General features: G+C 71.8%; 25 protein-coding genes (1 of these 25 cut by a window edge). 9 read left to right on the forward strand and 16 right to left on the reverse strand.

Annotated elements, in window-relative coordinates; genetic code table 11:
* Positions 1 to 187 carry the 5' portion of a DNA-3-methyladenine glycosylase gene (locus QRN89_RS07230; protein ID WP_290348516.1) on the reverse strand. The gene continues 464 nt to the left of window position 1, outside the view, so only the first 187 of its 651 coding nucleotides appear in the window; the start codon lies at positions 185 to 187; the stop codon falls past the left edge of the window.
* 85 nt (positions 188 to 272) lie between these two features.
* Here QRN89_RS07230 and QRN89_RS07235 point away from each other — a divergent pair, with 85 nt between their 5' ends.
* From QRN89_RS07235 to QRN89_RS07245, 3 genes are all read left to right on the forward strand, one after another.
* A complete protein-coding gene (locus QRN89_RS07235; RefSeq protein WP_290348517.1) occupies positions 273 to 1,055 on the forward strand; it encodes a sporulation protein in 783 nt (260 codons plus the stop codon).
* Between the two features lie 67 nt (positions 1,056 to 1,122).
* Complete coding sequence (locus tag QRN89_RS07240) at positions 1,123 to 1,656, forward strand: YbhB/YbcL family Raf kinase inhibitor-like protein (protein WP_290348518.1); 534 nt, start codon at positions 1,123 to 1,125, stop codon at positions 1,654 to 1,656.
* A gap of 173 nt (positions 1,657 to 1,829) precedes the next feature.
* Positions 1,830 to 2,369: an HNH endonuclease gene (locus tag QRN89_RS07245; protein WP_290348519.1), complete on the forward strand. Its 540-nt coding sequence runs from the start codon at positions 1,830 to 1,832 to the stop codon at positions 2,367 to 2,369.
* Positions 2,370 to 2,482: 113 nt separating this feature from the next.
* On the opposite strand, the gene QRN89_RS07250 is transcribed toward QRN89_RS07245, so the two are convergent.
* The 4 genes from QRN89_RS07250 to QRN89_RS07265 form a co-directional block, all read right to left on the reverse strand.
* Positions 2,483 to 3,259: a sulfite exporter TauE/SafE family protein gene (locus QRN89_RS07250; RefSeq protein WP_290348520.1), complete on the reverse strand. Its 777-nt coding sequence runs from the start codon at positions 3,257 to 3,259 to the stop codon at positions 2,483 to 2,485.
* Positions 3,260 to 3,339: 80 nt separating this feature from the next.
* Positions 3,340 to 4,308, reverse strand: a complete 969-nt coding sequence (locus QRN89_RS07255; RefSeq protein ID WP_290348521.1) for an SPFH domain-containing protein — start codon at positions 4,306 to 4,308, stop codon at positions 3,340 to 3,342.
* 116 nt (positions 4,309 to 4,424) lie between these two features.
* Entirely contained in the window at positions 4,425 to 4,853 is a 429-nt protein-coding gene (locus QRN89_RS07260) for an NfeD family protein (RefSeq protein ID WP_290348522.1), read from the reverse strand.
* A gap of 43 nt (positions 4,854 to 4,896) precedes the next feature.
* On the reverse strand, positions 4,897 to 5,688 hold the full coding sequence (locus QRN89_RS07265; RefSeq protein WP_290348523.1) for an ABC transporter ATP-binding protein: 792 nt from the start codon (positions 5,686 to 5,688) through the stop codon (positions 4,897 to 4,899).
* A gap of 127 nt (positions 5,689 to 5,815) precedes the next feature.
* Here QRN89_RS07265 and QRN89_RS07270 point away from each other — a divergent pair, with 127 nt between their 5' ends.
* A complete protein-coding gene (locus tag QRN89_RS07270; protein WP_290348524.1) occupies positions 5,816 to 6,613 on the forward strand; it encodes an Rv1486c family protein in 798 nt (265 codons plus the stop codon).
* Positions 6,614 to 6,777: 164 nt separating this feature from the next.
* On the opposite strand, the gene QRN89_RS07275 is transcribed toward QRN89_RS07270, so the two are convergent.
* From QRN89_RS07275 to QRN89_RS07285, 3 genes are all read right to left on the reverse strand, one after another.
* Positions 6,778 to 7,020 (reverse strand): chaplin, encoded by a 243-nt coding sequence (locus tag QRN89_RS07275; protein ID WP_290348525.1) that lies wholly within the window; start codon positions 7,018 to 7,020, stop codon positions 6,778 to 6,780.
* A 184-nt stretch (positions 7,021 to 7,204) separates the two neighbouring features.
* Positions 7,205 to 7,855: a response regulator gene (locus QRN89_RS07280; RefSeq protein ID WP_290353608.1), complete on the reverse strand. Its 651-nt coding sequence runs from the start codon at positions 7,853 to 7,855 to the stop codon at positions 7,205 to 7,207.
* Between the two features lie 40 nt (positions 7,856 to 7,895).
* The gene (locus QRN89_RS07285; RefSeq protein ID WP_290348526.1) at positions 7,896 to 9,041 is read right to left on the reverse strand and encodes a GAF domain-containing sensor histidine kinase; all 1,146 of its coding nucleotides are present in this window, start codon (positions 9,039 to 9,041) and stop codon (positions 7,896 to 7,898) included.
* A gap of 191 nt (positions 9,042 to 9,232) precedes the next feature.
* On the opposite strand from QRN89_RS07285, the gene QRN89_RS07290 reads away from it, so the two are divergent.
* The 3 genes from QRN89_RS07290 to QRN89_RS07300 all read left to right on the forward strand — a co-directional run bounded on the left by QRN89_RS07290 (position 9,233) and on the right by QRN89_RS07300 (position 12,074).
* Entirely contained in the window at positions 9,233 to 9,931 is a 699-nt protein-coding gene (locus QRN89_RS07290) for an SDR family NAD(P)-dependent oxidoreductase (RefSeq protein WP_290348527.1), read from the forward strand.
* Positions 9,928 to 11,019, forward strand: coding sequence for an S-adenosylmethionine:tRNA ribosyltransferase-isomerase (locus tag QRN89_RS07295; protein WP_290348528.1), 1,092 nt, complete (start codon positions 9,928 to 9,930; stop codon positions 11,017 to 11,019). The genes QRN89_RS07290 and QRN89_RS07295 overlap by 4 nt, the downstream gene beginning before the upstream one ends.
* A 290-nt stretch (positions 11,020 to 11,309) precedes the next feature.
* Positions 11,310 to 12,074: a transglycosylase SLT domain-containing protein gene (locus QRN89_RS07300; protein WP_290348529.1), complete on the forward strand. Its 765-nt coding sequence runs from the start codon at positions 11,310 to 11,312 to the stop codon at positions 12,072 to 12,074.
* A 97-nt stretch (positions 12,075 to 12,171) separates the two neighbouring features.
* Here QRN89_RS07300 and QRN89_RS07305 read toward each other — a convergent pair whose 3' ends face one another.
* Complete coding sequence (locus tag QRN89_RS07305) at positions 12,172 to 14,721, reverse strand: FHA domain-containing protein (protein WP_290348530.1); 2,550 nt, start codon at positions 14,719 to 14,721, stop codon at positions 12,172 to 12,174.
* 707 nt (positions 14,722 to 15,428) lie between these two features.
* Between QRN89_RS07305 and serB the strand changes: the two genes are divergently transcribed.
* Entirely contained in the window at positions 15,429 to 16,643 is a 1,215-nt protein-coding gene (serB, locus tag QRN89_RS07310) for a phosphoserine phosphatase SerB (RefSeq protein WP_290348531.1), read from the forward strand.
* Positions 16,644 to 16,767: 124 nt separating this feature from the next.
* On the opposite strand, the gene QRN89_RS07315 is transcribed toward serB, so the two are convergent.
* The 4 genes from QRN89_RS07315 to QRN89_RS07330 all read right to left on the reverse strand — a co-directional run bounded on the left by QRN89_RS07315 (position 16,768) and on the right by QRN89_RS07330 (position 19,420).
* Entirely contained in the window at positions 16,768 to 17,286 is a 519-nt protein-coding gene (locus QRN89_RS07315; RefSeq protein WP_290348532.1) for a SixA phosphatase family protein, read from the reverse strand.
* A 98-nt stretch (positions 17,287 to 17,384) separates the two neighbouring features.
* Positions 17,385 to 17,723, reverse strand: coding sequence for a hypothetical protein (locus tag QRN89_RS07320; RefSeq protein ID WP_290348533.1), 339 nt, complete (start codon positions 17,721 to 17,723; stop codon positions 17,385 to 17,387).
* A gap of 148 nt (positions 17,724 to 17,871) precedes the next feature.
* Entirely contained in the window at positions 17,872 to 17,988 is a 117-nt protein-coding gene (locus QRN89_RS07325) for an SGM_5486 family transporter-associated protein (protein WP_267905275.1), read from the reverse strand.
* A 4-nt stretch (positions 17,989 to 17,992) separates the two neighbouring features.
* The gene (locus tag QRN89_RS07330; RefSeq protein ID WP_290348534.1) at positions 17,993 to 19,420 is read right to left on the reverse strand and encodes a CynX/NimT family MFS transporter; all 1,428 of its coding nucleotides are present in this window, start codon (positions 19,418 to 19,420) and stop codon (positions 17,993 to 17,995) included.
* A 131-nt stretch (positions 19,421 to 19,551) separates the two neighbouring features.
* Here QRN89_RS07330 and QRN89_RS07335 point away from each other — a divergent pair, with 131 nt between their 5' ends.
* Entirely contained in the window at positions 19,552 to 20,226 is a 675-nt protein-coding gene (locus QRN89_RS07335) for a FadR/GntR family transcriptional regulator (protein ID WP_290348535.1), read from the forward strand.
* Between the two features lie 121 nt (positions 20,227 to 20,347).
* Here QRN89_RS07335 and QRN89_RS07340 read toward each other — a convergent pair whose 3' ends face one another.
* The 3 genes from QRN89_RS07340 to fabG form a co-directional block, all read right to left on the reverse strand.
* Complete coding sequence (locus tag QRN89_RS07340; protein WP_290348536.1) at positions 20,348 to 20,686, reverse strand: hypothetical protein; 339 nt, start codon at positions 20,684 to 20,686, stop codon at positions 20,348 to 20,350.
* 201 nt (positions 20,687 to 20,887) lie between these two features.
* A complete protein-coding gene (gene fabI, locus QRN89_RS07345; RefSeq protein ID WP_290348537.1) occupies positions 20,888 to 21,658 on the reverse strand; it encodes an enoyl-ACP reductase FabI in 771 nt (256 codons plus the stop codon).
* Positions 21,659 to 21,662: 4 nt separating this feature from the next.
* Positions 21,663 to 22,382, reverse strand: coding sequence for a 3-oxoacyl-[acyl-carrier-protein] reductase (gene fabG, locus QRN89_RS07350; RefSeq protein ID WP_290348538.1), 720 nt, complete (start codon positions 22,380 to 22,382; stop codon positions 21,663 to 21,665).
* Between the last annotated feature and the right edge of the window lie 21 nt (positions 22,383 to 22,403).

Consider the following 22,403-nt stretch of genomic DNA (forward strand, 5'->3'; position numbering starts at 1 on the left):
CGCGGAAGGCGTGGGAGCCCGGGTCGGCCTGGCCCGCGTAGGCCTCCACCTCGGTGAGCCGGAGTTCGATGAGGCCGTCCTCGCTCCGGCGCACCAGCGTCCGGCCGAGGAGATCGGGTGCGACCTCCAGGACGGGCCGGTCGAAGAAGTCCCGGGGCAGCGGCGTACGGTCGGGGCTCTCGATCATGCCGTACGAGGGTACTCGTCCCCTCCGGGGAACCGGCTACCGTCGTCGCGCGTATGTAGAGGTCAGTACACAGGAGGGATGGAACATGGGCTTCAAGAAGCTGCTCGCGAGCCTCGGGGCCGGCGGGGCGTCGGTCGAGACGGTGCTCACCGAGGACAACGTCGTGCCGGGCGGCGTCGTCCAGGGCGAGGTGCGCATCCAGGGCGGTTCGGTGAACCAGCAGATCGAGGGGCTCTCCGTCGGTCTGCAGGCACGCGTCGAGGTCGAGGGCGGTGACCAGGAGGTCAAGCAGGACATCGAGTTCGTCAAGCAGCGTCTCGGTGGTGCCTTCGAGGTGCAGGCCGGGGCCGTGCACGTGGTGCCGTTCGGGCTGGAGATCCCCTGGGAGACCCCGGTCACGACGATCGCCGGCCAGCGGCTGCGCGGTATGGACATCGGTGTGACGACCGAGCTGGAGATCGCGCGCGCCGTGGACTCGGGTGACCTGGACCCGATCAACGTGCACCCGCTGCCGGCGCAGCAGGCCGTCCTGGACGCTTTCATCCAGCTGGGCTTCCGCTTCAAGAGCGCGGACATGGAGCGCGGCCACATCCGCGGGACCCGCCAGCGGCTGCCCTTCTACCAGGAGATCGAGTTCTTCGCGCCGCAGCAGTACCGCGGGCTGAACCAGGTCGAGGTCACCTTCGTCGCCGACGACCGCGAGATGGACGTCGTGCTGGAGATGGACAAGAAGCCGGGTCTGTTCAGCGAGGGCAGCGACTCGTACCGGGCGTTCACGGTGGACCTGCACAACTTCCAGGGGACGGACTACGCCGGTTACCTCAACCAGTGGCTCGCTGAGGTCGGCGGGCGTCGTAACTGGCTGTAGGGCTCTAGGCTCGGTGCCGTAAGCGCGCGAGCGTAAGCGCAGGACTCCCGATTACGGAGGTTCAGACGTGTCCGAGGCGAAGAGGGCTCCGCTGCCTCATGACTTCCATCCGCAGGTGCCGTCGTTCACCGTGACGAGTACCGACGTGGAGGACGGCGGTGTCCTGCGGGACGCCCAGGTCCACTCGGCGGGCAACACGTCCCCGCAGCTGCGGTGGGAGGGCTTCCCGGCGGAGACGAAGAGCTTCGCCGTGACGTGCTTCGACCCCGACGCCCCGACGGGCAGCGGCTTCTGGCACTGGGTGCTCTTCGACATCCCCGCGTCGGTGACCGAGCTGCCGGCGGGTGCGGGGAGCGGGAAGTTCGAGGGTCTGCCCGAGGGCGCGATCCATGTGCGCAACGACTACGGGACGAAGGACTTCGGCGGTGCCGCCCCGCCGCCCGGTGACGGTCCGCACCGCTATGTGTTCACCGTGTACGCGGTGGACTCCGGGAAACTGGGTCCCGGTGACGACGTGTCGCCCGCGGTCGTGGGCTTCAATCTGCGGTTCCACACGCTGGCGCGTGCCCAGCTGATCGGCGAGTACGAGAACCGCGGCTAGCTTCACCGGCGTTCGCCTGTTGTTTGCCCGCTCCTGGTCTTGGAGAGATCAGGAGCGGGCATCTTTCGTTGTACGCGGATATTGCGTTGTCCATCGCGGCGAGCCCGGCCAGAGTTGATCCCAGCCCAGAGCCCGCCACAGGGGCCGGGCCGGCACACGGGAGGTGGGGCACAATGCGGGACACGCTGGTACTGAATGCGAGCTTCGAGCCGCTTTCGACGGTGACGCTCAACCGTGCGGTGGTGCTGGTGCTGCAGGACAAGGCCGTCGTCGAGCAGGCCCACCCCGCGCTCCGTGTGCGTGCGGCCGCGGTGGAACTCCCGGTGCCGCGGGTGATCAGGCTCTGCAGATACGTACGGGTGCCGTTCCGAAGACAGGCGCCGTGGTCGAGGCGGGGTGTGCTGGTACGGGACCAGCACCGGTGCGCGTACTGCGGGAAGCGGGCGACGACCGTGGACCATGTGGTGCCGCGGTCGCGGGGCGGTGCGGACAGCTGGCTGAACACGGTCGCGTCGTGCGCGGAGGACAACCACCGCAAGGCGGACCGTACGCCGGAGCAGGCCGGTATGCCGCTGCTGCACGAGCCGTTCGTGCCGACGCCGGCGGACGCGATGCTGCTCGCGCTGCGGGCGGGTGAGCGGTCGGCGCTGCCGGAGTGGCTCGGCCAGCACGGCGGCCACGGTGTGGAGTCCGAGGTGCGGTCGGCGGCCTGAAGTCGCTCGCACCGGCGCGGTGCCCCGTAGTGCCGTCGCGTCGCCGTGGTCCCGCCCGGGGCACGGATGTGCGTGGATGCCCGCCTCCTCGTGGGGCGGGCTTTCGTGTGCCGTCAGCGCAGGACGAGCTGGACGATCGCGGCCGTGCCGACAAGCACGATGAACGTCCTCAGCACCACGGGTGAGAGCCGGCGGCCGATCTTGGCGCCGATCTGGCCGCCGATGGCGGAGCCGACCGCGATGAGCAGGACGGCTGTCCAGTCGAAGTCGGCGACGAAGAGGAAGAACGTCGCGGCCACGCTGTTGACGATCGCGGCGAGCACGTTCTTCGTGGCGTTGAGCCGCTGCAGGCTGTCGTCGAGCAGCATGCCCATGAGGGAGAGGTACACGATCCCCTGGGCGGCGGTGAAGTAGCCGCCGTAGACGCTGGCGAGCATCAGCGCGGTGAAGAGCAGCGGGCCTCCGTCGGGGTGCGGCGCTCCGGTGCCGCGGCGTTCGCGTCGGCGCTGGACGGCGGCGGAGATCCGGGGCTGGAGGACCACGAGGACGAGGGCGAGGGCCACGAGGACCGGGACGATGGTCTCGAAGGCCGTCGGCGGCAGCAGGAGCAGGAGCATCGCTCCGGCGAGTCCGCCGATGAGGGCGGCGATGCCGAGCCGGATGACGCGGCGCTTCTGGTCGGTGAGTTCGGCGCGGTAGCCGATGGCTCCGCTGATCGATCCAGGTATCAGGCCGAGGGCGTTCGACACGGTGGCGGTGACGGGCGGGAGCCCGGTGGCCAGCAGGACCGGGAAGGTGATGAGGGTTCCCGAGCCGACGATCGTGTTGATCGTGCCCGCGGTCGTGCCGGCCACGAAGATCGCGACCGCTTCCCAGATGGACAAGGCCATCTCCTCACATGATCAGTGCGTCGCCTCCCCGCCGTCGAGGTCGAGGGGCCGCACCGATCATGCACGACCGTGCCGGGGTGTCAGTCGATCGGGGGCTGCTCGCGTCGCTCCGCGCCGCCGCTCTGGCGGGGGACGCCGTTCCCGCCGCCGCTGTTGCCGCCGTTGCCGGAGAGGGGCCCGCCGAAGCTGCCGATGGCGCCGGAGAGGCCCTTGAGCGCGTCGCCGATCTCGCTGGGCACGATCCAGAGCTTGTTGGCGTCGCCCTCCGCGATCTTCGGGAGCATCTGGAGGTACTGGTAGGAGAGCAGCTTCTGGTCGGGGTCGCCGGCGTGGATGGACTCGAAGACCGTGCGGATCGCCTGGGCCTCGCCCTCGGCGCGCAGGGCCGCTGCCTTGGCCTCGCCCTCGGCGCGGAGGATGGCGGACTGCTTCTCGCCCTCGGCGGTGAGGATCTGGGACTGGCGGATGCCCTCGGCGGTGAGGATGGCGGCGCGCTTGTCACGGTCGGCGCGCATCTGCTTCTCCATCGAGTCCTGGATGGAGGTCGGGGGCTCGATGGCCTTGAGCTCGACGCGGTTGACGCGGATGCCCCACTTGCCGGTGGCCTCGTCGAGGACGCCGCGGAGGGCGGCGTTGATCTCCTCGCGGGAGGTGAGGGTGCGCTCGAGGTCCATGCCGCCGATGATGTTGCGCAGTGTGGTGACGGTGAGCTGCTCGATGGCCTGGATGTAGCTGGCCACCTCGTACGTCGCCGCGCGGGCGTCGGTCACCTGGTAGTAGATGACGGTGTCGATGTTGACGACGAGGTTGTCCTGGGTGATCACCGGCTGGGGCGGGAACGGGACGACCTGTTCGCGGAGGTCGATCCGGTTGCGGATCGAGTCGATGAACGGGACGACGATGTTCAGCCCGGCGTTGAGCGTGCGCGTGTAGCGGCCGAACCGTTCGACGATGGCTGCACTGGCCTGCGGGATGACCTGGATCGTCTTGATCAGGGCGATGAAGACCAGCACCACCAGAATGACCAGAACGATGATGATCGATGGCATCGTGCTTCCCGTGCCCTTCGCTGCCGGATGAGTCTCTGATGATCGAGTTTCCCAGACCGCGGCCGGTCGTGGGTGAGGTTCCGTCACATGATCATGACGAACCGTCACCCGGTATGTCACATCACCACGGCCGTCGCCCCGTCGATCTCGACCACGTCGACCTGCTCCCCCGGTTCGAAGACCCGGGAGGCGTCGAGGGCCCGCGCCGACCAGACCTCGCCCGCGAGCTTGATGCGGCCGCCGTCGCCGTCGACCCGTTCGAGCACGACGGCCTGACGCCCTCTCAGGGCGTCGACCCCGGTGGCGAGTTGGGGGCGCTGGGCGCTGTGGCGTGCGGCGATGGGCCGTACGACCGCGATGAGCGCGACCGAGACGGCGGCGAACACCACCACTTGCGCGACCACGCCGAAGCCGAGGCCCGCGGTGACGGCTCCGGCGACCGCGCCGACGGAGAGCATGCCGAGTTCGGGCATGGCGGTGATCACGAGGGGGATACCCAGACCGACCGCTGCGACGAGCCACCACACCCATGCGTCGATGTCCACAGGGGCATCGTAGGACGGCGAACGCCGCCCCGACAGGGCGCGATCAGGAGAGCGGCAGGCCCTGGGCCGTCCAGCGCTCGCCGTTGCGCTCGACCACGAGCGGGAGTCCGAAGCAGAGGGAGAGGTTGCGGGAGGTGAGCTCGGTCTCCATCGGGCCCGCGGCGAGCACCTTGCCCTGACGGATCATCAGAACGTGGGTGAAGCCCGGTGCGATCTCCTCGACATGGTGGGTCACCATGACCATGGAGGGCGCGTACGGGTCGCGGGCGAGCCGGCCGAGGCGGCGGACCAGGTCCTCGCGGCCGCCGAGGTCGAGGCCGGCGGCGGGCTCGTCGAGGAGCAGCAGTTCGGGGTCGGTCATCATCGCGCGGGCGATGAGGGTGCGCTTGCGCTCGCCCTCGGAGAGGGTGCCGAACTTGCGGTCCAGGTACTCGGACATGCCGAGGCGGTCGAGGAAGGCGCGGGCGCGCTGCTCGTCGACGGCGTCGTAGTCCTCGTGCCAGGTGGCGGTCATGCCGTAGGCGGCGGTGAGGACGGTCTGCAGGACGGTCTGGCGCTTGGGCAGCTTCTCGGCCATGGCGATGCCGGCCACTCCGATGCGGGGGCGGAGCTCGAAGACGTCGACCTTGCCGAGCCGGTCGCCGAGGACGGTGGCGGTGCCGGTGGTGGGGAACAGGTAGCTGGAGGCGATGTTGAGGAGAGTGGTCTTGCCGGCGCCGTTCGGGCCGAGGATCACCCAGCGCTCGCCTTCCTTGACCGACCAGGAGACGTCGTCCACCAGAGCACGTCCGTCGCGGACCACGGATACGTCCACCAGCTCCAGTACATCGCTCATGAGCGCGTTGTCTCCCCATGCAGTCGTCGAGTCTCGGGCCCTGCGCGCCTGTGGGCGCGGCTCCCCAGGTAAACCTACGCCACCCGTCCTGTGCTCCTGCCCCGGGTCCGGTACCTAGGCTGGGTCCATGCTCTCGGAACCACGCTCAGGACGCCTGGCCTCTTGGGGAAATGCCCTATTGGCCGGATTTGTATCACCCGATGACGCAGTGACCGCGATTGTCGGGGACGACGCGGTGCACCGCGTGGAAGGACTCCCCGGCGAGAACGGGCCGGTCGGACTCACACTGGGACTGGGCCGGCTGCGCGCCGCCGGGGTGCGGGGGTTCCGGGTGGCGCTGCCCGCGCCGGGGCATCCGCTGGGGCTGAGCGGACCGCCGGAGTTCAATGCGCGGGCGCTGGACGCGGAGGAGGCGGTCGTCTGCCACGGCGCCGCCTACGGCCTGGTGCCCGAGGTGTACGAGGCGGGCCCGGACGGCGACGTGCACGTCGAGGTGGTCTGGCACTGTCTGCCGGTGCGGGAGGCGCCGCCCGCGGACGTCCCCTCCCTCGGGGAGGCGGAGCGCGAACTCGCTGAGGGGCTGCGGGAGGCGACGGAGGTGCTGTCGCGGCTGGACGTGGCGGCCTCGGGGCCGGTGGCCGAGGCCGCGCTCGACGCGTACCGGGCACGGGCGGAGGCGAGGGGGGCCCGCGACGTGCTCGCGCCCGGGTACCCGTCGCGCGCGGTGCGTGTCCTGGAGCTGGCCCAGCGGATCGGGCTCCTGCTGTCCCTGGCGTACGAGAACGGGCACGGCGGGGCGATGAGCGCGTCGGAGATGGCGGCGCGGGGAGCGGCGCTCCGGCCGGTGGAGCGCGTGGCGCGGCGCGCGCAGGTCGCGGCGTACAACGCGTACGTGGAGGACCGGGAGCGCCGGGCGGGTCTCTGACGGGGCGCGGATCGCCCACGACGGGCGCGCGGGCAGGAGACGCACGACGGGGTGGCACCGCCCGGCCCGGCACGCCGGAACGCGGCCCGGCACGCCAGCGGACCCCGGGCATGGGCCGGGGTCCGCTGGCTGTCGCTGGGCCGTGGGAAGGCCGGGCGGCTCGTTCAGCCGTTGATGCCCGCGTTGCCGAAGGCCGGGTTCAGGGCGCCGATGACGTTGACCGTGTTGCCGACGGCGTTGACCGGGACGTGGATCGGCGCCTGAATCAGGTTGCCGGAGCCGACGCCCGGGGAGTGCGTGGCGTGGCCGTCCGCGTGCGCGCTGGTGGCGGACGCGACACCGGCACCGGCGGCGACGATTCCGCCGGCGACCATGGAGACGGCGAGGGCCTTCTTCAGGTTCTTCACTTCAGGATCCTCCTAGGCGTCACCGCGGCGGGACCGCCGCAGCTCACCCTGGAGAACGCCCGGGCCCCGTACGGGATACGCCGTGTGGGCGACATACACACGACGGTATGAATCTCACACCGGAGGGAACCGGTCCGCTTCGCCCTCCCGATGACCTGCCGAAACGTTCCGAGCAGCCCGGGACTCAGCCCGAGAGCCCGTGCCGCACGGCCCAGAGCGCCGCCTGGGTGCGGTCCGCCAGGTCGAGCTTCATCAGGATGTTCGACACATGGGTCTTCACCGTCTTCTCCGAGAGGACGAGCGCCCGGGCGATCTCCCGGTTGGAGCGGCCGTCGGCGATCAGCCCGAGCACCTCGCGCTCCCGCTCGGTGAGCGACGTGCCCCTCCCCTGCCCGCCGCCCGGCTCGTCCTGGGCGAGGAGCGCTCCCGCCACCTCCGGCTGGAGCAGCACGTGGCCCGCGTGAACGGAGCGGATCGCCGCGGCGAGCGCGTCGGGGTCGACGTCCTTGTACACGTAGCCGGAGGCGCCGGCGCGCAGCGCGGGCACGACCGTGCGCTGCTCGGTGAAGCTCGTGACGACGAGCACCTTCGCCGTGTTGTCGAGGGCGCGCAGCTTGCGGAGCGCCTCGATGCCGTCGGTGCCGGGCATCCGTACGTCCATCAGCACGACGTCGGGCCGCAGTTCCTCGGCACGGGCGACCCCCTCGTCCCCGTCCCCCGCCTCGCCGACGACCTCGATGTCGTCCTGCACCTCGAGGAAGGTGCGCAGACCGCGGCGGACCACCTGGTGGTCGTCCACGAGCAGCACGCGGATCGCCCGCCCGTCTCCCGGCAACGCCCCGCCGGCGGGGTGCTCCCCGCCTCCGCCCACCCGCTCAGCCACCGGGGACCTCCATCTCGACCGTGGTGCCCTTGCCGGGCGCCGATTCCACCGTGAGTCTTCCGCCCACACCGCTCGCCCGGTCGCGCATGGAGACCAGGCCGAGGTGGCGGCCGGCCCTGCGGACCGCTTCGGGCTCGAAGCCCCTGCCGTCGTCGGTGACGCTGAGCACCGCACCCGGGCCCCGGCGGGCCAGGCTGACCGCGACCCGCGGGGCGCCGGAGTGCCGCAGTGCGTTGTGCAGGGCCTCCTGGGCGACCCGCAGCAGGGCCTCCTCCTGGGCGGCCGGCAGCGCGCGGACCCCGCAGCTGTCGAAGGTGACGCGCGCGCTGTGGGCGCGGTCGAGGACCTGGATCTGGGTGCGGAGCGTGTTGACCAGGCCGTCCTCGTCCAGAGCGGCGGGACGCAGTTCGACGACCGCGGCGCGCAGTTCGTCGGCGGCCTCGGCGGCGAGCACGGCCACCTGCTGGAGCTCGCCCTTGGCCCGGGCCGGGTCGCGGTCCACGAGGCGGGCGGCGGCCTGTGCGGTCAGCCGGAGCGAGAACAGCTTCTGGCTGACGGCGTCGTGCAGCTCGTGCGCGAGGCGCGAGCGCTCCTCGGCGATGGTGAGCTCGCGGCTGCGCTCGTACAGCCGGGCGTTGGTGAGGGCGATGGCGGCGTGCTGGGCGAGGATCGACAGCAGTTCCTCGTCGGCCTCGGTGAAGCCGCAGCCCCCGTCGGGCTTGGGGCACCGCTTGTTGGCGAGGAACAGCGCGCCGATCGTCTCGTCGCCGTCCTTGATGGGCAGCCCGAGGAAGTCCGCCATGTCGGGGTGGGCGGAGGGCCAGCCCTCGAAGCGCGGGTCCTGCCGGACGTCCGCGAGCCGCTCGGTCCTCGCGTCCCTCAGCATCGCGGCCAGGATGCCGTGCTGGCGCGGGAGCGGGCCGATCGCCCGCCACTGCTCGTCGCTGACGCCGTCGACGACGAACTGGGCGAAGCCTCCGTGGTCGTCGGGCACGCCGAGCGCCGCGTACTCCGCGTCGAGCAGCTCCCGGGCCGAGGCCACGATCGTCTTGAGGACGTCGCGGACCTCGAGATGCCTGCTCATCGCAAGCAGCGCGGTGCTGACGGCGGCAAGGCCGGAGCTCGGTCGATGGCTCATGGGATCACCGTACCGGGGTGCCGTGACGGTGCGTATCGGCCTGTGGACGGCTGTGGACCCGGTCCCGGGGACTAGGTCGAAGTGCCCTGCGCGGTACGGCCGCGGGGACGAGGCGGCGGGCCCCGGCGCCGAGCCAGCCTGGGTCCCGTCGGCAAACGGCACCGCACGGTGAGCAAGAGGGGACGGACGACATGCCTGTCGCGATCATCACGGGGGCTTCGAAGGGGCTCGGTCACGCGCTGGGGGCCGCGCTCGCGCGGCGCGGCTGGGACCTGGTCCTGGACGCGCGGTCGGCGCGGGTCCTGGAGGCGTCGGCGGAGGAGCTGCGCCGGCACGGGACACGGGTGAGGGCCGTACCGGGCGACGTCACCGACGCGCGGCACCGGGCCGAGCTGGTGTCCGCAGCCCGTGGGCTGGGCGGCTCCCTCGATCTGCTCGTGAGCAACGCCAGCGCACTGGGCGCCGAGCCGCTGGTGCGGCTGGCGGAGCTGCCGGTGGAGGGGCTGCGAGCGGCTCTGGAGACCAACGTGGTGGCGGCGCTGGGTCTGGTGCAGGAGGCGCTGCCGCTGCTGCGGGCCGGTGTGCCGGGCGCGGTGGTCGCGGTGTCGTCGGACGCGGCGACCGGGGCGTACGAGACCTGGGGCGGCTACGGGGCGTCGAAGGCGGCGCTCGACCGGCTGGCGGCGGTGCTGGCGGTCGAGGAGCCGGAGCTGCGGGTGTGGGCGGTGGACCCGGGCGACATGCGCACGGATCTGTACGCGGCGGCGGTGCCGGACGACGACGACCCGAGGCCGGCGCCCGAGGAGGTGGTGCCGGGGTTCCTGCGGCTCCTGGACGAGCGGCCGGCGAGCGGGCGGTACGCCGCGGCGGCGCTGGTGGCCGGGCGATGAGCGTGCTGGAGGCCCTGCGGGTGCCGGACGGGCTGTCGGCGCGCGTCCCGGCGGAGGAGCGCGGGGCGGGGCGGGACGACGTCCGGCTGATGGTGTCGCGCGGTGCGGCCGTGACGCACCACGCGTTCCGTGAGCTGCCCGGGCTGCTGCGGGCCGGGGACGTGCTGGTGGTGAACACCTCCGCGACCCTGCCGGCGGCCGTGAACGCGCGGCTGGGCGGCGAGCGGCTGGTCGTCCACTTCTCGACGCGCGGGGAGGAGGAGCACCCCGGGCCGGGGGGCGGGCGGTGGGCCGTGGAGCTGCGTTCCCCGGACGGGGCGGGCAGCACCCTGCCCCGGGCGGGAGGCCCGGCGGGTGCGCGGATACGGCTCCCCGGGGGTGGGCTGCTCGTGCCGCGCGAGCCGCTGGTGGAGGGCTCGCCCCGGCTGTGGTGGGCCACGGTGTCGGTGGACGTGCCCGCGCTGATGGCGCGGTACGGGCGGCCGATCCGGTACGGGTACACCGAGCGGGACCAGCCGCTCGCCGCGTATCAGACGGTGTTCGCGCTGCCCGCGCCGGACGGGGCGGGCTCGGCGGAGATGCCGAGCGCGGCACGGCCCTTCACGGAGCCGCTGGTGGCGGAGCTGGTACGGCGCGGGGTGCAGTTCGCGCCGGTCACGCTGCACACGGGGGTGGCCTCGACCGAGGCCCACGAGCCGCCCTACCCGGAGCGGTTCGAGGTGCCGGCGGCCACGGCGTGGCTGGTGAACGCGGCCCGGGCGCGCCACCGGGCCGGTGGCGGCGGGCGGATCGTCGCGGTCGGGACGACGGCGGTGCGGGCGCTGGAGTCGGCGACCGGTCCGGACGGGACGGTCCGCGCCGCGGCGGGCTGGACGGATCTGGTCGTCACGCCCGCGCGGGGGGTGCGCGTGGTGGAGGGCCTGCTGACGGGCCTGCACGAGCCGGCGGCCTCGCATCTGCTGATGCTCGCGGCGATCGCCGGGCGTGAGGCGCTGACCAGGAGCTACACGGAGGCGCTACGGCGTCTCTACCTCTGGCACGAGTTCGGCGACGTCCATCTCATCCTTCCGGACCAGGACACTCACTGAGTGCATTGCGGGAGCAACGGAAGGTGAGCGCGAGGACGGCGCGATGTGAGCCCGCACATAGGACCCACATCACTTACGAAGCGCGCTAGTGGATACATAAAGGACATGTGAGCAGGCCAAGGTGAGTGACTTGTCCGATTTTGGGGCTTCCGCGTCCACTACCCGGGATCGTATGTCACACCTTTGCCACAGGATTTTGCTGCCGCTAAGAATTGCGTCCGTCGCCGCCGAGCAGGCGCTGCGCCGCACCGGCCGAAGCGACACCCGCTATTCGAAGAGGTACGTCTCGCATGTCCGCGTCCCGCACCCCCGGCTTCCGCCGTATGTCCAAGACCCACAAGTTCTCGATTGCCGGTGTGGCCGCCGTTGGCGCCTCCGCCCTCGCGTTCTCGCTCGTCCCGGGCAACGCCGTCGCCGGTACCGAGACGCAGGCCGCGCCGGCCTCCGAGGTCGCCTGGTCCACCACCGTCGACACCGCGAAGGCCACCGCGCTGCAGACCAGCATCGCCGAGCAGAACGCCTTCACCGCCGCCCAGGCGAAGGCCGCCGCCCAGGCGAAGGCCGCCGCCCAGGCGAAGGCCCAGGCCGCCGCGAACGCCAAGGCCGCCGCCCAGGCCCGGGCCGCCGCCCAGGCGAAGGCCAAGGCCGTCGCCGCCGCCAAGGCCGAGGCCGCCGCCAAGAAGCGCGCCGTCGAGCAGGCCGCCAGCCGCGCCGCCGCCCGCAAGCCCGTCTACGCGAACAACCTGGACGGCTGGATCCGCGAGGCCCTGGACATCATGAAGAAGCACAACATCCCGGGCACCTACCACGGCATCCACAAGAACGTGATGCGTGAGTCCAGCGGCAACCCGCGCGCGATCAACAACTGGGACATCAACGCCATCAACGGCGTCCCGTCGAAGGGCCTGCTGCAGGTCATCAAGCCGACCTTCGACGCGTACCACGTCCCCGGCACCGCCAAGGACCAGTACGACCCGGTCGCCAACATCGTCGCGGCCTGCAACTACGCGGCCGACCGCTACGGCACGATCGACAACGTCAACAGCGCCTACTGACGGACGCGGCGAGCAGCACACACATGCGCCGGAGGGCGGCACCCCGTGCGGGTGCCGCCCTCCGGCGTCGTCCGTTCCGCGCCCAGGCGGGGGACCGCTACTTGCGCATGACCTCCGGCTCGTGGCGGCGCAGGAAGCGGGCCACGAAGAAGCCGCACAGGGCACCGAGCGCCAGCAGGGCGGCCATGTCCATGCCCCAGGCGCCGACCTCGTGATCCCAGAGCGGATCGGTGTTGCCGGGGTCGTCCTGGTTCGGGCTGATCTTGTTGAAGTCCAGCGTCGCGCCGGCCGCGGCGACCGCCCAGCGGGACGGCATCAGGTACGAGAACTCGTTCACGCCGACCGTGCCGTTCAGGATGAACAGGCAGCCGGTGAAGACGACCTGGACGATCGCGAACATCACGAGCAGCGGCATGGTCTTCTCGGCGGTCTTCACCAGCGCCGAGATGATCAGGCCGAACATCATCGAGGTGAAGCCGAGCGCCATGATCGGCAGCGAGAGCTCCAGCAGTGTGGCCGAGCCGAGGACCAGGCCCTCCTCGGGGATCTCCCGGCTGGAGAACCCGATGACGCCGACCAGCGCGCCCTGGAAGACCGTGATCATGCCGAGGACGATCACCTTGGACATCAGGTACGCGGAGCGTGACAGACCGGTCGCGCGCTCCCGCTCGTAGATCACCCGTTCCTTGATCAGCTCGCGGACCGAGTTGGCCGCGCCGGCGAAGCAGGCACCGACCGCGAGGATCAGCAGCACGGTCGTGGCCGTGCCGTTCGGGATGACCCTGCCGCTCTGCGGGTTGACGCCGTTGGGCAGCAGGCCCTTGTCCGGGTCGATCAGCAGGCTCACCGCGCCGAGGACGGCGGGCAGGACCACCATCAGCGCGAGGAAGCCCCGGTCGGAGACGATCACCGAGACATAGCGCCGGACCAGCGTGCCGAGCTGGGAGAACCAGCCCTGCGGCTTCGGCGGTCTGATCGCCTGCGGCGGCGGCATGTGCACCGACTGCGGGGCGACGGCGTCGATGTCCGCCGCGTACATCTGGTAGTGCTGCGAGCCCTTCCAGCGGCCCGCCCAGTCGTAGTCGCGGTAGTTCTCGAAGGCGGAGAACACATCGGCCCAGGTCTCGTAGCCGAAGAAGTTGAGCGCCTCCTCCGGCGGGCCGAAGTAGGCCACGGAGCCACCGGGCGCCATCACCAGCAGCTTGTCGCAGATCGCCAGCTCGGCCACGGAGTGCGTGACGACGAGGACGGTGCGGCCGTCGTCGGCGAGGCCGCGCAGCAGCTGCATGACGTCGCGGTCCATGCCCGGGTCGAGGCCGGAGGTCGGCTCGTCCAGGAAGATCAGCGACGGCTTGGTCAGCAGCTCCAGGGCGACGGAGACGCGCTTGCGCTGACCGCCGGAGAGGGAGGTGACCTTCTTGTCCTTGTGGATGTCGAGCTTGAGCTCGCGCAGCACCTCGTCGATGCGGGCCTCGCGCTCGGCGGCCGTGGTGTCCGCCGGGAAACGCAGCTTGGCCGCGTACTTGAGGGCCTTGTTGACGGTCAGCTCCTTGTGCAGGATGTCGTCCTGCGGGACCAGACCGATGCGCTGGCGCAGCTCGGCGAACTGCTTGTACAGGTTCCGGTTGTCGTAGAGCACATCGCCCTGGTTGGCCGGACGGTAGCCCGTCAGTGCCTTGAGCAGGGTCGACTTTCCGGAGCCGGAGGGGCCGATGACCGCGATGAGCGACTTCTCCGGGACGCCGAAGGAGACGTCCTTGAGGATCTGCTTGCCGCCGTCGACCGTGACGGTGAGGTGGCGGGCGGAGAAGGAGACCTCACCGGTGTCGACGAACTCCTCGAGGCGGTCGCCGACGAGGCGGAACGTCGAGTGACCGACGCCGACGGTGTCGTTCGGGCCGATGAGCGCGGTGCCGGACTTGGCGAGCGGCTGACCGTTGACGTACGTGCCGTTGTGCGAGCCGAGGTCGCGGATCTCGAAACGTCCGTCGGGCGTCGCGTGGAACTCGGCGTGGTGACGCGAGACCTGGAGGTCGGAGACGACCAGGTCGCTCTCCAGCGCACGGCCGATGCGCATCACGCGGCCCAGGGACAGCTGGTGGAACGTGGTGGGGCTGCGGTCCCCGTGGACCGGCGGGGCCCCCGCGGCACCGCCGGGCGTCTTCTGGACGTAGTGGTCGCGCGGGCCCTGCTGGTGGGGCACCTGGGCGGCGGGCTGCTGCCACTGCTGCTCGGCGGCCTGGGGCCGGGGCGCCTGCTGCGGAGCCCAGCCCTGCTGCGCGGGTGCCTGCTGCGCCGGCTGGGCCTGGGCGGCCTGCTGCGGGGCGGCTCCCTGCGCGCTGTACGCGCCGGCCTCGGCACCGGACAGGCTCAGCCGCGGGCCGTCGGTGGCGTTGCCGAGGTGCAGCGCGGAGCCGGGGCCGAGCTCCAGCTGGTGGATCCGCCGGCCCTGCACATACGTGCCGTTGGTGCTGCCGTGGTCCTCGATGACCCAACCGCGGCCGCTCCAGCTGATCGTGGCGTGCCGCCACGACACCCGGGCGTCGTCGATGACCACATCACCCTGGGGATCCCGCCCCAGGGTGTACGACCTGGACGGATCGAGGGTCCAGGTCCTTCCGTTCAATTCCAGTACGAGTTCCGGCACTCCACGCCCCACTAGTTGTCCCCCGAGCTACCCCCGTCAACGGGAGTCTAGGGATGGCGAACATCGTGGGGAACTATTCCAGGCACGGTCGCGTATCGGAAAGTCGGGCCGTGTGAATACGGCCTCCACCCGCCTGCCCGTGCGCCGCCGGCTGAGGAGAAACACCCCGGAGGGGGGCGGGTGGCACGAGTACGCACGGAACGTGCGGGAAAGGGGCAAGTCCGTGCGGATCGGGGGCTTCTGAGGACATCGGCGGCCGTGTGACGGGACTCGACGACCGCGGCGGTCACGGTGCCCGCGACGGGGGGACGGGCGACGCCGTCGGGCGCCCTGCCCGCGGTAGCGGTCGGCACCGGTCCCGGCTGGCGCTGAGACTGCGGGTCCGGGGCGCTGCCGCGGGCCGGCGGACCGCGCCGCGTACCCACCGTGGCGTGCCGCCGACCGCCCTCGGCCACCCGGGCCGGAACCGTGCCAGGCACGCAGGACCGACCACCCCCACCCCTCCGGCGGGCGTTCCGGGACCGCCACACGGGCGCTTCCGCGCCCGCCGTACGAACGGAACCGCGCCCTCGGCACCCCGTACCGCCGCCGTCGGGCCCTGCGGCAACCCCGCTGCCACCTGCACGTATCCTGGGAGGGCCGCCGACTGTCCGGTACGCGGGACGGGGCGGCGCCTGGCACGGAGTGCCCGATACGGTGGGAGCACCATGAGCGCATCGCAGCCCCCGCAGACGCCCGACGTCCCCACCCTGCTGGTGAAGATCTTCGGGAAGGACCGCCCCGGCATCACGGCCGGGCTCTTCGACACTCTCGCCGCCTTCTCGGTCGACGTCGTCGACATCGAGCAGGTCGTCACGCGGGGGCGCATCACCCTGTGCGCACTCGTCACCGAGCCGGCCGCCGGCACCGAGGGCGAACTGCGCGCCACCGTGCACAGCTGGGCCGAGTCGCTGAAGCTGCAGGCCGAGATCATCTCGGGCCTCGGCGACAACCGGCCCCGGGGCAGCGGGCGTTCGCACGTGACCGTGCTCGGGCATCCGCTGACCGCGGAGTCCACGGCAGCCATAGCGGCCAGGATCACCGGCACCGGCGGCAACATCGACCGTATCCACCGGCTGGCGAAGTATCCGGTCACCGCAGTGGAGTTCGCGGTCTCGGGCTGCGAGACCGAACCGCTGAGGACCGCTCTGGCGACGGAGGCGGCGGAGATCGGGGTGGACGTCGCGGTCGTCTCGGCCGGTCTCCACCGCCGGGCGCAGCGCCTGGTCGTCATGGACGTCGACTCGACGCTCATCACCGACGAGGTCATCGAGCTGTTCGCCGCGCACGCGGGCTGCGAGGCGGAGGTCGCGGAGGTCACGGCGGCGGCGATGCGCGGGGAGCTGGACTTCGAGCAGTCGCTGCACGCCCGGGTGGCGCTGCTGGCGGGCCTGGACGCGTCGGTGGTGGACAAGGTGCGCACGGAGGTACGGCTCACCCCCGGCGCACGCACCCTGATCCGCACGCTGAAGCGCCTGGGCTTCCAAGTCGGCGTGGTCTCGGGCGGGTTCACCCAGGTCACGGACGACCTCAAGGAGCGTCTGGGCCTCGACTTCGCCTCGGCGAACACGCTGGAGATCGTGGACGGCAGGCTGACCGGACGCGTCACCGGCGAGATCGTGGACCGGGCCGGCAAGGCGCGGCTGCTGCGCCGTTTCGCGGCGGAGGCCGGGGTGCCGCTCGCCCAGACCGTGGCGATCGGCGACGGCGCCAACGACCTGGACATGCTGAACGCGGCCGGACTCGGCGTCGCCTTCAACGCCAAGCCCGTGGTCCGCAAGGCCGCGGACACGGCCGTCAACGTGCCCTTCCTGGACGCGGTGCTGTATCTGCTCGGGATCACCCGCGAAGAGGTCGAGGCCGCGGACGCCCACGAGGACTGAGGCCGGTGCCTCCCGGCCCGTACGGCGCCGGACGGTTTCGGCGGCCGGCGGGGGACGGAGGAGACGGAAGGGCCCCGGTGCGCCGCGTACGCACCGGGGCCGTCTCCTGCGCGGTGTGCGCCGGTCAGTCGTGCGGGGCCCAGTAGTCGAGGAGCGTGCCCACGCCGTGCTCGACGGACTTCCAGGAGCCGGAGAAGCCGACCACCGCGAACGCCGCGGTCGGGAAGCCGCCGCGGTTCATCCGCTGCAGGGCGTCGCCCTCCGCCTTGCCCGAGAGGGCGTCGGCGAGGGCGTGCATCCCGGGGTTGTGGCCGATGAGCAGCAGCTCGGTGACCTCGTCCGGGGTCTCGTTGAGCAGCGCGAGCAGATCTCCTAGGGACGCCTCGTAGAGCCGCTCCTCGTACACGGTCCTGGGCCGCTCGGGCAACTCGTGGACCGCGAGCTTCCAGGTCTCGCGGGTCCTCGTCGCGGTCGAGCACAGGGCGAGGTCGAAGGGGATACCGGTGTCGGCGAGCTTGCGTCCGGCGACGGGGGCGTCCATGCGGCCACGGTCGGCGAGCGGCCGCTCGTGGTCGGACACCTGGGGCCAGTCGGCCTTCGCATGGCGGAGTAGGACGATCCTTCGCGGTGTATCGGCGCTCATGTTCCCCAGCTTCGCATGAAATCAGCCAGCAGGCGCAGGGTGTTGGGGGCACCGCACGAAGGGGGAACACGTCGGCGGTGGCAGGCACGGCGCCGGGTTCAGGAGCCGGTCAGGGCCAGCTGGATCCAGCCGAGGAACGTCACCGGCGAGTGGGCCGCGGCTGCCTGCGCCTCGCTCGCTCCGGTCACGAGCAGGAGCAGCGCGGAGAAGGCGAGCACGGGCAGGACGACGGCCCACCAGCGCAGTCCGGTGTCGGCACTCCTCGGTCCGGGTTCGACACCGCTCGGTGCCGTTCCCACGCCGCTCGTCAGTGCGGTTCCCACGCTCCTCGGCCGCGCACGGACGGCCGGCCTCGGTGCGGTGCCGCCGCTCGCGGCCCCGGGGTCGCCGCCGACGGCCGCCGGGCCGTGGTGCCGGGGGTGCGTACGGGCCGACATGGCCGCCTCCGTGAGGTCCGAAGCTGCGCTCCTGCTGAGCTGCTTCCAACCTACGGATCATGGCCCCGGCCGCCCATCCGGTGAGCCACCCACTTCACCCTGACACCCGCCCCCTAGGGGACGGTGGGGAAAACCCCCGTCGGGACACTCAGGGCGAGGCGATCGAGGCGATGATGCCGATGATCACAGTGATGCCGATCATCGTGCCGAAGACGAGCAGGAGCTTCTTCTGGCCGTTCGGGGGGTTCGGGTCGAGCACAGGCATGGGGTCAGTGTCGCATCCCCGCTTCGTCCTCGATCGTGCGGTCCCGGCCCGCGAGGACGCCGGCGGCCATCTGCGGCACGATCAGTCCCGCCATCAGCGCGAGCGGGAGGCCCCAGCCGCCGCTGTGCTGGTAGAGGACGCCGACGAGCAGGGGTCCGGGGATGGAGATCAGATAACCGGTGCTCTGCGCGAAGGCCGACAGCCGGACGACCCCGGCGCCGGTACGGGAGCGCATTCCGATCATGGTCAGCGCGAGCGGGAAGGCGCAGTTGGAGATGCCGAGCAGCAGCGCCCAGGCCCAGGCTCCGGCGGCGGGGGCGAGGAACAGCCCCGTGTAGCCGGTCAGTCCGCACAGCCCGAGCGCGAGGACGATCGGGCCCTGCGTCCTCAGCCGGGCGGCGAGCCGGGGGATCACGAAGGCGAGCGGAACGCCCATGACCATGGTCACCGCGAGCAGCACGCCCGCGGTGCCGGCCGGGACCCCGGCGTCGCGGAAGATCTGCGGCATCCAGCCCATGGTGATGTACGCGCCGGTGGCCTGGAGACCGAAGAAGCAGGCGAGGGCCCAGGCGGTACGGCTGCGGGCGACACGCGGGGCGCCGCCCCGTGCCGTCCCGGGGATCTGCGCGGTCCCTGCTGCGCGTACCGTCCCGGGGGCCTGCGCGGTCCCTGCTGCGCGTCCCGTCCCGGGGATCTGCGCGGTCCCTGCTGCGCGTACCGTCCCGGGGGCCTGCGCGGTCGTGCCGGTGGCGCGCGCGCCCGTGGTGGGGGGCGCGGTGTCCGTACCGCGGTGGCGGACCAGGGGGATCCACGGCAGTACGGCGGTGGCGGCGAGCGCGGCCCAGACGGCCAGACCGGTACGCCAACCGCCGCCCAGCGCCCGGGTCATGGGCACGGTCGCGGCCGCGGCGACCGCGGTGCCGAGGGACAGCGCCATGGAGTACAGACCGGTGACGCTGCCGATGCGGTCGGGGAACCAGCGCTTGACGATCACCGGCATCAGCACGTTGCTGACGGCGATGCCCATGAGCGCGAGCGCACTGGCGGCGAGGAACGCCGCGGTGCCGCCGGCGAAGGGGCGGAGCGCCAGCCCCGCGGTGATGGCCACCATGCCCGCGCAGACCACCGCCGCGGCCCCGAAGCGCTGGGCGAGCCTGGGTGCGGCGAGCCCGAAGACGGCGAAACAGAGCGGGGGCACGGAGGTGAGCACCCCGGCCACGCTGCCGCTCATGTGGAGGCCGTTCTGGACCTCCTCCAGGAGGGCGCCGAGGCTGGTGATGGCGGGCCGGAGGTTGAGTGCGGCAAGCACGAGACCGGCGACGACGAGCCGGAGGACCCAGGCCGGCGGCTTTCCGCCGCGGGAGACGGAAGAATCGGCGGGAGTACGGACCGCCGTGGCGGCGGGGCTCAGGGTCTGGGTCTCGTCCGGCATGGAAGCCATCATAGAATCATGGGATGATTGGTTGTCCAATCCCGGACAGTCCCGCGGGGCCCGGCTGCCGGAGTGCCGGAGCCGACGGCGGGACGGCCGGGCCGTGGACCCTCCCCCGGACAAGGAGCACCATGGCACTGACCTCTCCCCGGCGTTCCGCCCTCTCGGACCAGGTGATCACCGAGCTGCGGAACCAGATCACCTCGGGCGAGTGGCCGGTGGGCTCACGGATCCCGACCGAGCCGGAACTGGTCGAGCAGCTGGGTGTCGCCCGCAACACCGTCCGCGAGGCGGTCCGGGCGCTGGCGCACAACGGGCTGCTGGACATCCGCCAGGGCTCCGGGACCTATGTGGTCGCCACCAGCGAACTGGCCGGGGTCATGCACCGCAGGTTCGCCGGCGCCGATCCCCGCCACGTCGCCGAGCTGCGCTCCACGCTGGAGTCCTCGGCGGCCCGGCTGGCCGCGGAACGGCGTACCGAGAAGGATATGAAGCAGCTGGACGCGCTGCTGGCCCGGCGGGAGGAGGCGTGGGAGTCGGGGGACGCCGAGCGGTTCGTCGCCGCCGACGCCACCTTCCACCTGGCCGTCGTCGCCGCCTCCCACAACGACGTGCTGACCGCGCTCTACGCCGACCTGGGCGATCTGCTGCGCGACTGGCTGCGGGACGACGTGGGCCGGGAACTGCGCCCCGAGAACCACATGGACCACGGCCGGCTGCTGGAGGCGATCCGCGCCCACGACGGCGGGACGGCGGCCGCCGAGGCGGCGAGCTACCCGTTCCAGTGCCTGCGCGGCGGGGTGTGACGGCACACGACGAAGGCCACCCCGTGCCGGCCGCGGAAGGCGGGAAGCGTCCCGGGCCCGGCGGAAACGGCGAGGAGGCGCCCCGGGCCGGACGTGCCCGGCGCCGGCCGCGGCGGGACGCTCAGCGCCGCAGGTGGCTCACCCACACGCTGCGTATCTCCTTCCAGCAGCGTTCGCTGAGCGTGGCGCGGCCGGTCGGGCCGAGGTCGACGGGCGTGCTGTCCGCGTCCACGTCCCACCAGCGTTCGCACTCGACGTGGAGCTGCACCCGGTCGGTGTCCAGGTACGGGTTGTGGCAGTGGGCCGTGGCCCTGGAGCCCTCGACGTACACGCTGCACGCGGCCCCGAAGGGCCGGGGCGCGGGCTCGCGCGGCGGCTCGGAGACGGCAGCCGTGGACGCGGGCCACACCAGGACCCCGAGCACCCCGAGCACGGACGCGGATCGCCACGACGTACGCACAACCAGTACCTCCTCGGCCGTACTGCGGCTCGCGCCGCTGCTGCACCACAAGGGAGGGATTGCCTCTCCAGGGTCCCCCGGACGGGTGCCGGTCCGCCCGCTGCGTTGACCCGAACGGGCGATGCCCCGGCCTCCCGCACACAGCGGGTGACCAGGGCATCGAAAGCGACCAGGTGACGGCCGTCCGTGGGTGACGCTGCGTTACGCACCCATCATGTGCACGCCACCGTCGACGTGGATGATCTCGCCCGTGGTCTTCGGGAACCAGTCGGACAGCAGCGCGACGATGCCGCGGCCGGTGGGCTCCGGGTCGGCCATGTCCCACTCCAGCGGGGAGCGGTGGTTCCACACGTCCGCGAGGTCGCCGAAGCCCGGGATGGACTTCGCGGCCATCGAGCCGAGCGGGCCCGCCGAGATCAGGTTGCAGCGGACGTTCTGCTTGCCGAGGTCACGGGCCACGTAGCGGGAGGTGGCCTCCAGCGCGGCCTTCGCCGGACCCATCCAGTCGTACTGCGGCCAGGCGAACTGGGCGTCGAAGGTCAGACCGACCACCGAGGCGCCTTCCTGCGGGAACAGCGGCAGACAGGCCATGGTCAGCGACTTCAGCGAGAACGCGGACACGTGCATGGCGGTCGCCACGGACTCGAACGGCGTGTTGAGGAAGTTGCCGCCGAGCGCGTCCTGCGGCGCGAAGCCGATGGAGTGGACGACGCCGTCCAGACCGCCCAGCTCCTCGCGCACGATGTCGGCGAGACGGCCGAGGTGCTCGTCGTTGGTGACGTCGAGCTCGATGACCTTGGTCGGCTTCGGGAGCTTCCTGGCGATGCGCTCGGTCAGCGTGGGCCGGGGGAAGGCGGTCAGGATGATCTCCGCACCCTGCTCCTGGGCCAGCTTCGCGGCGTGGAAGGCGATGGAGGACTCCATCAGCACACCGGTGATGAGAATGCGCTTGCCGGCGAGGATTCCACTCATGTGATCAGTGACCCATGCCCAATCCGCCGTCAACCGGGATGACGGCTCCAGTGATGTACGAGGCGTCGTCGGAGGCGAGGAACCGCACCGCTGCGGCGATCTCCTGCGGCTGCGCGTAACGGCCGAGCGGGACCTGCGAGACGATGCCCGCGCGCTGCTCGTCGGTGAGCACCTTGGTCATGTCGGTGTCGACGAAGCCGGGCGCGACGACGTTGAAGGTGATGTTCCGCGATCCGAGCTCGCGGGCGAGGGACCGCGCGAAGCCGACCAGCCCGGCCTTGGAGGCGGCGTAGTTGGCCTGACCCGCCGAACCGAGCAGCCCGACCACCGAGGAGATCAGGACGACGCGGCCCTTCTTGGCGCGGAGCATGCCGCGGTTGGCACGCTTCACGACGCGGAAGGTGCCGGTGAGGTTGGTGTCGAGGACGGTGACGAAGTCCTCCTCGGACATCCGCATCAGCAGCTGGTCCCTGGTGACGCCGGCGTTCGCGACGAGCACCTCCACGGGACCGTGCTTCTCCTCGATCTCCTTGTAGGCCTGCTCCACCTGTTCGGCGTCGGTGATGTCGCAGCGGACCGGCAGGCAGCCCAGCTCGGCCAGTTCCGCCGGTGGCTCACCGGACCGGTACGTGATCGCGACCTTGTCTCCGGCCTCGGCGAAAGCGCGGGCGATGGCGAGGCCGATGCCCCGGTTTCCTCCGGTGACGAGAACCGAGCGGCTCAACGGATCACCCTTTCGATAGCG

The sequence above is a fragment of the Streptomyces sp. HUAS CB01 genome (assembly GCF_030406905.1).
Lineage (GTDB): Bacteria > Actinomycetota > Actinomycetes > Streptomycetales > Streptomycetaceae > Streptomyces > Streptomyces chengbuensis.